Source organism: Streptomyces sp. NPDC047108, from assembly GCF_040643575.1.
In the GTDB taxonomy this organism is placed as follows: Bacteria; Actinomycetota; Actinomycetes; order Streptomycetales; family Streptomycetaceae; genus Streptomyces.
The window spans coordinates 696,405-708,890 of sequence record NZ_JBEYUP010000003.1 but is presented as its reverse complement, the minus strand read 5'-3'; the positions used below and the strand labels follow the sequence as shown (position 1 = coordinate 708,890).

9 protein-coding genes and 1 riboswitch are annotated in these 12,486 nt (G+C 73.4%); of the genes, 2 read left to right on the top strand and 7 right to left on the bottom strand.

All coding sequences use genetic code 11. From position 1 onward, the window contains the following. Positions 1 to 363 precede the first annotated feature (363 nt). The 4 genes from ABZ822_RS11280 to lanKC all read right to left on the bottom strand — a co-directional run bounded on the left by ABZ822_RS11280 (position 364) and on the right by lanKC (position 7,305). Positions 364 to 2,232 (bottom strand): ABC transporter ATP-binding protein, encoded by a 1,869-nt coding sequence (locus ABZ822_RS11280; RefSeq protein ID WP_360850416.1) that lies wholly within the window; start codon positions 2,230 to 2,232, stop codon positions 364 to 366. Then, positions 2,229 to 4,217: an ABC transporter ATP-binding protein gene (locus ABZ822_RS11275; protein ID WP_360850413.1), complete on the bottom strand. Its 1,989-nt coding sequence runs from the start codon at positions 4,215 to 4,217 to the stop codon at positions 2,229 to 2,231. Before ABZ822_RS11275 ends, ABZ822_RS11280 begins: the two co-directional genes overlap by 4 nt. A gap of 179 nt (positions 4,218 to 4,396) precedes the next feature. Further along, the gene (locus ABZ822_RS11270) at positions 4,397 to 4,537 is read right to left on the bottom strand and encodes a SapB/AmfS family lanthipeptide (RefSeq protein ID WP_360850410.1); all 141 of its coding nucleotides are present in this window, start codon (positions 4,535 to 4,537) and stop codon (positions 4,397 to 4,399) included. Between the two features lie 14 nt (positions 4,538 to 4,551). Further along, on the bottom strand, positions 4,552 to 7,305 hold the full coding sequence (lanKC, locus tag ABZ822_RS11265; protein WP_360850538.1) for a class III lanthionine synthetase LanKC: 2,754 nt from the start codon (positions 7,303 to 7,305) through the stop codon (positions 4,552 to 4,554). 572 nt (positions 7,306 to 7,877) lie between these two features. Between lanKC and ABZ822_RS11260 the strand changes: the two genes are divergently transcribed. Beyond that, positions 7,878 to 8,243, top strand: coding sequence for an RNHCP domain-containing protein (locus ABZ822_RS11260; RefSeq protein ID WP_360850535.1), 366 nt, complete (start codon positions 7,878 to 7,880; stop codon positions 8,241 to 8,243). Between the two features lie 122 nt (positions 8,244 to 8,365). On the opposite strand, the gene ABZ822_RS11255 is transcribed toward ABZ822_RS11260, so the two are convergent. The 3 genes from ABZ822_RS11255 to ABZ822_RS11245 form a co-directional block, all read right to left on the bottom strand. After that, positions 8,366 to 8,602 (bottom strand): ferredoxin, encoded by a 237-nt coding sequence (locus ABZ822_RS11255; RefSeq protein WP_360850407.1) that lies wholly within the window; start codon positions 8,600 to 8,602, stop codon positions 8,366 to 8,368. Then, complete coding sequence (locus ABZ822_RS11250; protein WP_360850404.1) at positions 8,602 to 10,065, bottom strand: aldehyde dehydrogenase; 1,464 nt, start codon at positions 10,063 to 10,065, stop codon at positions 8,602 to 8,604. The genes ABZ822_RS11255 and ABZ822_RS11250 overlap by 1 nt, the downstream gene beginning before the upstream one ends. Positions 10,066 to 10,255: 190 nt before the next feature. After that, entirely contained in the window at positions 10,256 to 10,684 is a 429-nt protein-coding gene (locus tag ABZ822_RS11245) for a hypothetical protein (protein ID WP_360850401.1), read from the bottom strand. Positions 10,685 to 10,967: 283 nt separating this feature from the next. On the opposite strand from ABZ822_RS11245, the gene ABZ822_RS11240 reads away from it, so the two are divergent. After that, complete coding sequence (locus ABZ822_RS11240; RefSeq protein WP_360850399.1) at positions 10,968 to 12,050, top strand: MBL fold metallo-hydrolase; 1,083 nt, start codon at positions 10,968 to 10,970, stop codon at positions 12,048 to 12,050. 144 nt (positions 12,051 to 12,194) lie between these two features. Then, a riboswitch (cobalamin riboswitch) is annotated at positions 12,195 to 12,341 on the top strand. Positions 12,342 to 12,486: the final 145 nt, after the last annotated feature.

The following is a 12,486-nucleotide window of genomic DNA, read 5'->3' as shown; positions in this document are numbered from 1 at the left end:
TCGGCCAGGCGGTAGTCGGACCTCTCATCAGCGTCTCCAACGGCGCCTCCCGGACCCGGTGACACCACCCCCCAGGTCATCCGTTCGACAGGGGGGAACAGTCATGCCGGGCCCGGAGGCCAACGGTCCTCTTGCAGGACCGCGGAAAACATAACGGGGGTAACAGGGGGCGATCACGGGGGACTCTCGGGAACGAGCACGGGGGGCTCGGGGCTCGGGGCTCGGGGCTCGGAGAGGTCTAGTACCAGCGGGGTGCGAGGCAGGCGCAAGGCACGCAACCGCCGTACGACGACCGTCCCTTCTTCGTCTGCCCTCCGACGGCACATCCCGCTGGTTTCCCTACGCCATCAGCCGCCCGCGTCTCTACGTCACACGGGCGTCCCAGCGGCCCACCAGATCCCGGTAGAGGCCGGAGACGTCGAGGAGTTGGTCGTGGGTGCCCACGGCCGCGAGGGTTCCGTCGAGCACCAGCACACGGTCCGCGCGCCGCGCCGAACTGATCCGGTGCGCGATCACGACGAGCGTTCCCGGCCGTTCGGCGAAGGCGCGTTCGGCCCGTGCCTCGGCCTCCGGGTCCAGGTGGCAGGTCGCCTCGTCCAGCATCACCAGCGGTGCGGGCGAGAGATGGGCCCGGGCCAGCGCGACGAGCTGCCGCTCCCCCTGGGACAGCGTCTCCGGGTCCACCTCCGCGTCGAGACCGCCCAGGCGCTCGGCCAGCGGCCCCAGTCCGACGGCCCGTACCGACGCCTGCACGGCCGCGGCCGGGGGACGGTCCGGGCACAGGTACAGGAGGTTGTCGAGGAGTGTGCCGGTGAAGACGTACGCCTGCTGCGGGATCAGCACCCGCCGCAGGGAGGGGTCACCGGCGCCGTCCACGCGCGCGCCGTCCACCCGCACCTCGCCCCGGTCGGGGGTCAGGAGCCCCGCGACAAGGGCGGTGAGCGTGGACTTGCCGATGCCGCTGGGGCCGACGACGACGAGGTGTTCGCCGGGGGTGACGACGAGGTCGAGGTCTTCCAGGACGGGCCGCGCCCCAGGCCCGTAGGCGAAGGTGACTCCGGCCAACTCGACCCGGACACCGGCCTGTTCGGAGCGGACACCGGCTGGTTCGGAGCGGACAGCAGTGGCGGCACGGACAACGGAGGCCGGGCGGTCCGGCGTGACGGGCTGACGCTGAGCGGGCACCGCACCGTCGCGGTCCGCCCGTCCCTTTCCCGGCCGCTCCCCCTCCCGCTCGCCGAACCCCGCCGTGAGGTGGTCCAGCACCACCAGCAGCCGTGTGCCGGCCGCGCCGAGCGCCTGCATCAGCGTGTGCAGGGCGGGCAGCAGCGCCTGCGTCAGATACGTGAGCGCGCCGAGCAGCGCGCCCGCCGTGAGCCCCTCCCGGAGCAGCCACGGAGTGGCGATCAGCAGCAGCACCACGGGCAGTTGGCCCGCGACGCCCAGTGCCAGGGAACGGGCCGCCGCCCACCGGGCGAGGGACCGTGCGGCTCGCGTCTGGGTGGCGATCAGGGTCTCCGCCTCGGCCGCCGTGCGCTCGCGCGCGCCGCACGCCACCACGTCCCGCAGGCCCCCCGCCACAGCGCCGAAGCGTTCCGCGAGGGCTTCGTCGGCGCGCAGGAAGTCCCGTTGACGCGCCGCCATCGGCACCAGCGTGACGGTGAAGAGGACGAGCCCCAGCAGCAGCGGCGGCACGACGACGAGCAGGAGCTGCGACGCCAGAGCGGCCAGGCCGAGGAGTGCGCCGGCGGCGGTGAAGACGAACGACCGCGCCACCAGGACGAGTCCGGCGAAGCTGTCCCGTACGGTCTCGGTCTGATGGGTGAGACGGGAGACGGCCGCGCTGTCACCGCCGCGGGCGGGCCCGGCGACCGCGGTCCGCAGCGCACCCGAGACGACGCCGCGGACGAGCCCGTCCCGCAGCGGTTCCACCAGGTCGGCCAGCCCGCCGAACACGCCCCGGGTGGCCGCGCCTCCCGCCACGATCACCACCGCGCCCAGGGCGAGCCAGGCCAGCCCGGTTCCCGTACGGCCCGCCAGGAACCCGTGGTCGAGCGCCTGCGCGGTGCTGTACCCGCCGAGGAACGCGGAGGCCGACTCCAGCAGCGACCAGCCCGCGAGGCGGACGAGGACGCGTCCGCGCGGCGCGAGGAAGCGCCGGGCGCGGGGTGCGGTGCGCCTCAACGGGCCTCCGGTGCGGCCCGGTCCACCCGGTTCGTGCACGGTGGTCATGCGTCCTCCCGTCGCGCCGGTCCGCTGCCCGCCGCCCCGGGATCCGTCGCGCATACCGTCCCGGTATCCGCGGCAGAATCCGTCAGGGGGCCGGTCGCGGGGCCGGTCGCGGGGCCGGTCGCGTCGGCGGCGAACACCCGCCGGTAGTCGGCCAGTTCCCACAGCGTCTCGTGGGGCGCGACGGCCCGGATCCGCCCGTCCTCCAGCCAGGCGACGAGATCGGCGCGCGCCGCAGAGGAGGCGCGGTGGGCGACGACGAGCCGGGTTCCGGGGCGTACCTCGCGGGCCAGCGCCCGCCCCACCTCCAGCTCCGTGACGCTGTCCAGGCTCGATGTCGCGTCGTCCAGGACAAGGAGCCGCCCGGCGTGCGCGAACGCCCGTGCCAGGCCGAGACGTTGCAGCTCTCCCCCGGACAGCGGTGCCCGGTCCAGCGGCGTGGCGTAGCCGTCCGGGAGGCGGCGGATGAAGGCGTCGGCGCCGGCGGCGCGGGCCGCTGCCCGGATCACGTCGGGCGTGGGCTCGTACGGCCCGTAGGCGATGGCGTCGGCGACCGTACGGCCGAAGAGCGCGGGACGTTCGAAGGCGTGGCCGACCTCCCGGCGCAGGGCGTCCGGGTCGGCGTCGGGGAGCGGCACCCCGTCCAGCAGGACCTCGCCCTCGTCGGGGTCGGTCAGGCGTCCGGCGAGGGCGGCGAGGACGGATTTGCCCGCCCCGGAGCGGCCGACGACCGCTGTCGTCGAGCCGCCCGGCACGACCAGATCGACCCCGCGCAGCACGGCCTTGTCCCCCCGCAGCACCGTGACGCCGCGCAGTTCGAGCTGTCCCGTCCCTCCGGCGGGCAGCGGTCGGTGACCACGGGACACCGCGGGTACGGCGAGGAGTTCGGCCGTACGGCGGGCCGCCGCGCGGCTGCGGACGAGGGCGTTGAGCTGGCCGGTGACGCCGCCGAGTCCGGCGGCCAGACCGGCGTAGCGGGTGGCCGCCAGCAGTCCGCCGACCGTGATGTCCCCGCCGGCGAGCAGGATGCCGCCCGCGGCGAAGACCGCGGTCTGCAGCAGCGGGACGAGGATCATGCCCTGGACCACCGCGCGGCCGTAGACCTGCCACATCCGCCGCCCCTGCACGCCGAGTTGGGGCAGCGGCGCGAGGACGCGGTCCCGTTCGCGCTGCTCGGTGCCCGCGGCGGCGATGGTCCGCGCACCGCCCAGGGCCTCCACCAGGCGCGCGGCGATGTCGCCCTGGACCTCCTGGTATCGGCCGACGCTGTCGGACGAGCTGCGCGCGAACGCCCGGAGCAGCACGACGAGTACGGGGACGCCCACGAGGAACACCGCGGCCAGCGTCACGTCGGTCAGCGCGAGCGCGACCAGGCCGCCCAGGGGCGCCAGCAGGGCGGCGAGCCCTGCGGCGGCGGTGGCGGGTCCTGTGCCCGCCTCGGTCGCGTTGCCGGTCATCCGTGTCACCAGGTCGCCGGGGGTGAAGCGGGCGGCTCCGCCCGGCCCGACGGCCAGCAGGTGGGACAGGGCCCGGGCCCGAAGCCATCCGGCCGCACGGGCGTTGGTGGTTCCGGTGAGGAGTGCGGTGAGCGCGTCGCACACCACGTCGGCGGCGATCAGGGCGGTGCACAGGGCGATCCAGCGACCCGCCTCCCGTCCCGCGAGCACGAGGTCGAGGGTGTGCCCGAGCGCGGCGGGAAGTGCCACGGTGGCGGCGGCGGAAGCGGTGGTGAGCAGGCAGATGCCGATCGCGCGGGCGAGGTTGTGGCGGACGAGCCGGGCGGGAAGCCGGACGGCCGCAGGGTCCGTCCCCGTGCCTCGTGCCGGGGCCCGAAGGTCCTGCGGGGCCGTGGCATGGGCGGGGGCCGTGGTCGTGGCCTGACGATCCTCCTGCGGGGCCGGGGCCGGGGCCGGGGCGGGGGCCGTGGCCTGACGATCCTCCTGCGGGGCCGGGCCCGGGGCGGGGGCCGTTCGCGCCCTACGCGGCATAACGCGGTGCCGTCCTCACGTCCGGGGCGGACGGCCCGGTGCCGGGAGCCGGACGGCATGACGTCCGTCCCCCGGCGGGCCGTTCGTACGAGCGACTGCGGTCCCGGGCGAAGGCACCGCCCGGGACCGCACGACCGGTCGACGTGCGTGAGCGCAGCCCGCCCCACGCACGTCCCGGGTCAGTTACAGGTGGTGACGCTCAGGCTGCTGTCACCGCAGAGCAGCAGGCTGGCGCGGCTGCCGCCACCCCCGTGACCGCCCGTGGCGACGTCACCGTCGAGCTCGGGGGTCTCCAGGGTCTGCAGGTCGAGAAGCGACATGGTCGTTCCTTTCATCAAAGGGATGGTGCTTGCTTCGGCCCCCGGGAGGGGACCGGCTCTTGGGCCGCCGGAGCGGCGGTGGGGGGCGGCGGGAGGAACGGCAGCGCCACCGGCCGGTCGTGCAGGGCGCTGCCCAGCGCGAGCAGGCAGCCGGCCGTGCCGGTGCTGAGATCCATCGACAGCCGCATCATCTGCTCGCCGGGGAAGGCGAGCCGGCCTCGGTAGGGGACGGCGCCCCAGGAGAGGCAGTCGATCTGGCGCCGGACGTCGGCGGGCAGCGTGCCGGGGCCGCCCGTCGTCGTACGGCTCAGGTGCAGGACCATGCCCGCGGCGCCCCGGAACAGCCCGGGCTGGGCGTAGAACTTCGCCTGGGCGGCCCCGACGATCTCGCGCCGCGCGGTCTCGAACTCCGCGTCCGCACGGTGGGCCAGATAGTCGTCGAGGACCATCCCGATGCCCACGCTGCCCGCGCCCAGGTACGGCATGGTGCGCCAGCCCTCGTCGACCTGGAGCGCGCCACCCGCGCTCTGCACGCAGCAGGCCAGGTCACGGCGGAGGGCGTCGGCGGCGAGACCGAGCAGCTCCTCGTCCCCGGTGCGCTCGAACAGGCGCAGATGGACGAGGGCTTCGCCGGACGCGCCGTGGAGCAGTCCGGCGCGCGGCCGACCCCGGCCGGCCCGTGGTGCGGTCGTGCCGCCCGCGGCCGTCCGGTCCGCGACGCGTCGGGCGCACTCCCGCGCCCGGGTACGCAGGGTGGCGTCGCCCGTGGACTCGGCCAGCGCGTCGAGGGCCAGCGCGATGCCGGAGAGGCCGCTGTGCAGATCCGTCGCCATGCCGTCCCAGTCCTCGGAGGCGACGACCGTGGCGAGTTCGTGGGCCCGCTGGGTGTGGCCGAGCCGGTCCAGGGTCCAGGCGATGCCGGAGAGGCCGTCGTAGAAGCCGAGCGGAGTGCCGGAGGCCGGGTCCTTGGTCGCGCGGAGCAGCCACTCCTCCGCCTCCGGACAGGACGTCCCCCCGGCTTCGGCCAGGGCGTGCAGGACGCCGGCGGTTCCGTAGCCGAAGGAGGCGCCGCCGCCCGGGGTCGCGAACTGGGCGATGTCACCGGGGAAGAAACGGTCCTCCCTTTCCGGTGTAGCGGAGGCGAGGATCGCGTCGACCATCGAGTCACGGCTGCGCGGCCAGTCGGCGGGGTGGACGGGCAGATAGCGCCCGCCCTCCACCCGCGGACCCCCCGTGCCCTCGGCCGCCGGGCCCCCCGCCCTGGCAGCCTCCCCTCGTAAGTCCCGTACGGCGGCCACCGTTTCGGCCTCGGTGCTCCCCGTCCTCTGCTCCGCCGGCGCCACCTGGCGGGTGATCTCGGCGACGGCCTCGTCGAGGAACGCGCGCGGCACCGGGAACTGCTCCGCCGCCAGGTCCGCGAGATGCGCGGCCTTCCCGCGGTCCACGGCGAACAGGCTCGTGAGCGGCAGGAAGAGGGCGAGGCGCAGACAGGCCAGCGCGTAGCGGTCGACATCGGTGCCGCGGCGGTCGGCCGGGGCCACGAAGCCGGGGTTGGCGATGACCTGGCGCCGCTGCTCGGAGACGTCCGCGGCGGCTTCGAAGTCCAGCAGCACGACCGAGGACTCGTCCTCGGAGACCATGATGTTGAACAGGTGCAGGTCGTTGAAGGCCACGCCGCGGCCGTGGATCGCCTCGACGGCCTCCTCGACGAGCCGGTGGATGCGCAGCGCCCAGTCGGTGTACTCGGCGAGCCGCTCGGGCGTGGGATCCGCCTCGATCAGCGGGTGACGGCGGGCGAAGAAGCTGTTGAGGGGCTTCCCCTCGATGTGCTCCAGCACCAGGAAGCGGTGGTCGCCGAGCGTGAACCAGTCGCGCACCTCGGGCGTGCAGCCGAGCCCCGACAGCCGTTCCAGGGCGGTCTTCTCGCGCTCCAGGCGGGTCACGGCGTCAGCGCCGTCCGCGGCGAGGCCCGCGTGCGGCCGGCCCTCTTTCAGGACGACCTTCTCGCCCGTCCTGGTGTCGCGGCCCTCGTAGACGCCGCCGCCGTTGGAGAAGTGCAGCGCCCGCTCGATCGCGTACGGCATGTCCCCGGTCGTGGTGGCGGCGCGGGCCGCGAGGTGCGGGGCCAGGAAGTCCGGCGGGGTGACCCACTCCGGGATGTGGAAGACGGGTTCGCGGCGGTCGGGCACGAGGACGCCCTCGGCGTTCTCGACGGCCGGCTTCAACTCGCCGTTCTCGTAGGCGTTCCGCTCGGTGAAGCTGCCGTACCGCAGGTACACCGGCCCGTCGTTCCAGCGCAGGTCGCTGAGGATGTACGGGCCGGGCTCGCCGGCCAGCAGCGCGTCCAGGTCCTCCGCGATCTCGCGGCACTGCTCGTCGTCGGCCGGGTAGACGGTGATGAACTTGCCGCTGGCGGCTCGGTCCGCGTACTTGGCGTTGCGGGTGTGGAGCAGATAGCGGCTCGGCATGAACTTGAAGGCGATCGACCGGGGGACGCAGTAGTCGCGGACCACCGCGAGCACCTTCTCGGCGTTGTCCAGACAGGCCGAGACGTGGATCTTCCAGCCCTGCGACGGGAGTTCGGCGTCCAGCGGCCGGAAGGCCAGCCAGTCGCCGGAACGGTGCCGCTGCCACCCCTGGGGGGCCTCTTGCTGCGCCGCCTCGTAGAGCGCTCCGCGGGCGCTGCCTCCGGTGGTGGAGGGAACGCGGTGCGGGGCGTCGTAGAAGGTCCGGTCGGCGTCGCAGAAGACGGCGTACCCCTGGTTCATCCACTCCCCCTCGGCTGGTGACGGCATGAGATTTCCATGCCGCCGGGGAGCGGGAACAGTCACGTCTGTCACGAGGGAACCGTGAGGAATGCACACCCGGACGGGCCCCCTGGCGCCGGATAAAACCCGTGGGACTCCCGGCCGCGCGCACCTAGCATGGAGAACGCTCTCAGACCCGGTCCGGCGGCAAGCCTCGGCGCACGAGGCCGCCGGGCCACGGAAGACACCGAGGAGGTGGCGTGACCAGATACGAGCATGCCGCTGCCGGCGCCGCCTGACGGGGGACGACGCCGACGGCAGTGAGGCCGGACCGACACCTACCGGCGGCACGTGGCGGAGACCCGCGTGACAGTGGCCGGGACAGACGAAGCAAACCCGGTCGAGGTCCGGATCCGGGAGGACGACGCGCCTCCCGGTGAAGCTGGAGCCGGAAGTAATCGCCGTCACGAGCGGCGGTGAACCGGTCACTCCCCGGCCGAGCCTGCGAACCTTGCCCCTGCGGCAGGGGGAGAGCGAACGGAACCCTGCGCCCGACGAGTTGAGATCCCTTCGACTCGCCGAGGAGCGGCACCATCAGCAGGACAACCGAGAACACCGGCTTCGTCTGCGCGCAGTGCGGCCGGGCCGTTGCGGCCCTGGTCAACGGGGGCTACCGCAACCACTGCCCGTACTGTCTGCACTCGCTGCACGTGGACGTCTCGCCCGGGGACCGCGCCAACGGCTGCCGCGCGCTGATGCGCCCGGTCGCCGTGGAGCATCACTCCGCCAAGGGCTTCATGATCGTCCATCGGTGCGAGGGCTGCGGTGCGCGCGGCCGCAATCGCGTGGCCGACGACCCGCACCAGGGCGATGACCTCGACATGGTCCTCGCCGTCCTGCACCGGGGCATCGGCCACCACGAAGCCGGACGCACGGGCCGGCGCAGATCCGGCCCCTGACATGGGCGCGCGGCTCCCGCCGAACGGCGGGAGCCGCGTGCTGTCGGGTCTCACGGGTCCCGGGCGCGGTCCCGTGACGGCGCCCTCGGAGCCACCGCACCGGCCGCGTCAGGGCCGGGACGTCAGCCCTCGTCGGGCGGGAACACCGGCTCGCCGGAGTCCGCGAGCCGGATCGCGATCGCCTCCACCGGGCAGCCCTCGGCGGCCGCGAGCAGCGGCTCCGACGCGTCCGTGTCCGGCCGCTCCGGATGCGACTGGCGGGCGGAGTCGAGCCGGAAGCCGCCGGGCGCGCTGCTCACGCACAACCCGGACCCGATGCAGACCGAGCGGTCCACCTCGACGTGCCAGCGGTCCCCCATCAGCCCGTCTCCCCGTGCCCGGCGGGCAGATGGATCATCTTGTGCTCCAGGTACGCGGCGAAGCCCTCGGGGCCGAACTCCCGCCCCAGACCGGAGTTCTTGTAGCCGCCGAACGGGCCGAGCATGTCCAGGCTGAAGGTGTTGACGGAGTACGTGCCGGTGCGCACCTGCCGCGCGATGTCGATGCCGTGCTGGACGTCCGAGGTCCAGACGCTGCCGGAGAGCCCGTAGTCGGAGTCATTGGCGATGCGTACGGCCTCGGCCTCGTCGTCGTACGGCAGCAGGCAGATGACCGGGCCGAAGATCTCCTCGCGGGCGATGCGCATGGAGTTGGAGACGCCGCCGAAGAGCGTCGGCTCCACGTACCACCCCCGGTCGAGGGCCGCCGGGCGGCCGCCGCCCGTCAGCACCTTGGCGCCCTCCTCCTGCCCGACCCGGATGTAGTCGAGCGACCGCTGCTGCTGGCGCCGGGCGACGAGCGGTCCGACCTGCGTGGCGGCGTCGAGGGGGTCCCCGACGGTCAGCGCCCCGGCCGCCACCGCGAACCGCTCGGCGATCTCGTCGTAGTGGCTGCGCGGCGCGAGGATACGGGTCTGGGCGACGCACGCCTGGCCGTTGTTCATCCACGCGTTGGGGACGATCCCGGCGACCGCGGCGTCGAGGTCGGCGTCGGGCAGGATCACGGCGGCCGACTTGCCGCCGAGTTCGAGGGTGACCCGGGTCAGGTTGCGGGAGGCGACCTCCATCACGCGCTTGCCGCCCGCGACGGATCCGGTGAAGGACACCTTGTCCACCCCGGGGTGCCCGACCAGGTACTCGCTGACCTCCCGATCGGCCGGAAGGATGCTCAACACACCCTCGGGCAGCCCGGCTTCGGCCGCGATCTCCGCGAGCAGATAGGCGTCGAGCGGGGTCTCGGGCGACGGCTTGAGGACGACCGAGCAGCCGGCGAGGAGGGCGGGCGCGAGCTTGGCGGCGGCCACGAACTGCGGGACGTTCCAGGGCACGACAGCGGCGACGACGCCGACCGGCTCGCGCCGCACGAGGATCGGTCCGAGGACGCCCTGCCGCGGCTCCTCGAAGGTGAAGGACCTCGCCACGGAGATGGCCGCGTCCCACACCATCATCGCGCCGAGCGCCTGGGCCAGCACGCTCCAGGAGTACGGGGAGCCGTTCTGCGCACTGATGACGCGGGCGATCTCCTCATGGCGTACGGCGATGGCGTCCTTGATCCGTGTGACGACCGCGATCCGCTCCTCCAGGCTCGCCCGCGGCCAGGGCCCGCGGTCGAAAGCGGCCCGTGCGGCCTCCACGGCACGGTTCACATCGGCGGCGGAGGCGTGCGGCACGCGTCCGATGACCTGTTCGGTGTGCGGCGAGACCACCTCGATGGTGTCCGTGCCCAGCGGGTCGACCAACTCCCCGCCGATGTAGAGCTGTCCGTGCTCGATGAGGTCGGTCATCGCCCATGCCTCCTGCGGATCGGGGCTTCCTGACGCCGTTTCAGAACTGATACCAGTTCTAGTTCCAGGAGTCCACGGAGGGAACGGAAACGGCCCCGAGCAGGGATTTCCACCACCCGGGGCCTCTCGACGACGCCCGCTCCGCCCGAACGCGGGCGCGCAGCGGGCGAGAACGCGCGCTCAACGCACGCTACTCGAGGATGCGCGCCGGAAAAGAACGGCGGGAGACGAGCGGCAGATTCCCGGAGGGCCCGGAGATCCTGAGCTGCTTGTTCTGCCGAGCGGACACCTTCACCGTCGACGCCAACGGGTGCGCCATGGGGACGAGTTGCCCCAGTTCCTTCCTGCTGATTCCGGTCACGACCTCGTTGCCGCACACCAGGACGGCGAAGACGCGCTCGTGCCCGACCCCCAGGACCCTCCGCTTGTCCTCGGCCGAGAACGTGAAGAAGTAGTCGCCGGGCCCCTTGCCGTCGTTGTACTTGAGGAACAGATGGCGGTCGTGATTCACCACGTAGTGCCCGTATTTCACACTCGCCCGGTTCAGAGCGGTGAACATCGCGGAATCGGCGATCGCCACCAGAGCGGCGCCGTGCATGAAGTCCTTGTGATCGATCAAGAGGCCCCCCAGGCGTCTCCCCGGACGCGCGTCCTCCGCGCATCGGGCGAAGAAGCCTAGGATATCGGCCATTTACCCAACTCGGACCGGAAATCGGCAGATCATGGAATACACGGAATAGGCGCGTACCCGAACGCGCCGTACCCGTCGGCACCGCGACCCGCCCCCAGCACGGCGCGGTGCACCGGTGACCGGCGGTCGACCCCGGCGACCAGTGGAACCAGTTCTAGTTATAGTGGCCCCGCACGTGCGGGCCGCGCCGTGCGGTGCGAGAGGGGACTTGATGGCGCAGGCGACTCCCGGAGTCACGGATCACGGCGGCGGCGTCCGGAGCATCGCCGTTCCCATTCCGGACAACCCCCTGGGCCACACCCTCGTCCACCTCCTCGACACCGACCGCGGCCCCGTCCTCATCGACACCGGCTGGGACGACCCCGACTCCTGGGACACACTCGTCGCCGGTCTGGCCGCGTGCGGTACGGCGGTCGAGGAGCTGCACGGCGTCCTCGTCACGCACCACCACCCCGACCACCACGGCCTGTCCGGAAAGGTGCGCGAGGCGTCCGGCGCATGGATCGCCATGCACGCGGCGGACATCGAGGTCGTCGAGCGCACCCGCGCCGCCGAACCCGCCACCTGGCTCGACTACATGACCTCCCGCCTGGCCGCCGCCGGCGCCCCGGACGAGCATCTGGCGCCGCTGCGCAAGGCGCGCGCGTCAGGGAAGGGACGGTCGCTGCCGAGCAACCGGGCCGCCCTGCCCGACCGGGACATCACCCCGGGCGAGCTGCTCGACCTGCCGGGCCGCCGGCTGCGCGCCATCTGGACCCCCGGGCACACCCCGGGACATGTGTGCCTGCACCTGGAGGAGGCCCATCCGGCGGCGGACCGGGCCGGCAACGGCCGTCTGTTCTCCGGCGATCACCTGCTGCCCGGGATCACCCCGCACATCGGCCTCTACGAGGATCCGGACGACGACTCCGGCACCAGCCCGCTCCCCGTCGCCGACCGGGGCGACCCCCTGGGCGACTACCTCGACTCCCTGGAGCGCATCGGCCGCCTCGCCCCGGCCGAGGTGCTGCCCGCCCACCAGCACGCGTTCACCGACGCGCCGTCCCGCGTACGGGAGTTGCTGGCGCATCACGAGAGCCGGCTGACGGACCTCCGCGCCCTGCTCACCGAACGCGCTCTCACCCTCTGGGAGATCACCGAGCGGATGGAGTGGAACCGCCCCTGGGAGCAGATCCCCTTCGCCTCCCGCAACATCGCCGTCTCCGAGGCGGCGGCCCATCTGCGCCGCCTGGTGAAGCAGGGCCGCGCGGAGCCCGTGACCGGCACCGACCCGGTGACCTACCGGGCGGTGTGACGCGAGGGTGGCGCGGGGCGAGCCCGCGTATCCGCTGCCCGGGCGGCGTACGAGCGTTACGTACGGATACGCCCGACACAGCGGAGACGACCCCTATGACGGATACCGGACGAACCGTCCGCGGACCTCGGACGACCGCTCACCGACCCCTTGCGGGCGGCCGGTAGAGTGTGCCCGTCGATATCGCATCCCACGGGGGAAAGCCGGTGCAAATCCGGCACTGACCCGCAACCGTGAGCCGCCTGCGAGGGCGGCGAGTCGGAACGCCCTGCCGGATGTGAACGGCTCACGTCACCGTACGTGCCGCGTCCACGGCCACGGCCGGTGACCGGCACTGTCGAGGAATACGGAGCCGGAGCCCGGTGCCCCGCCGCGTGCGAGATCCCGCACGCCCCGCGGTGCGCAGCGGATCCGCTGCCCGCACCCGCCCACCGAA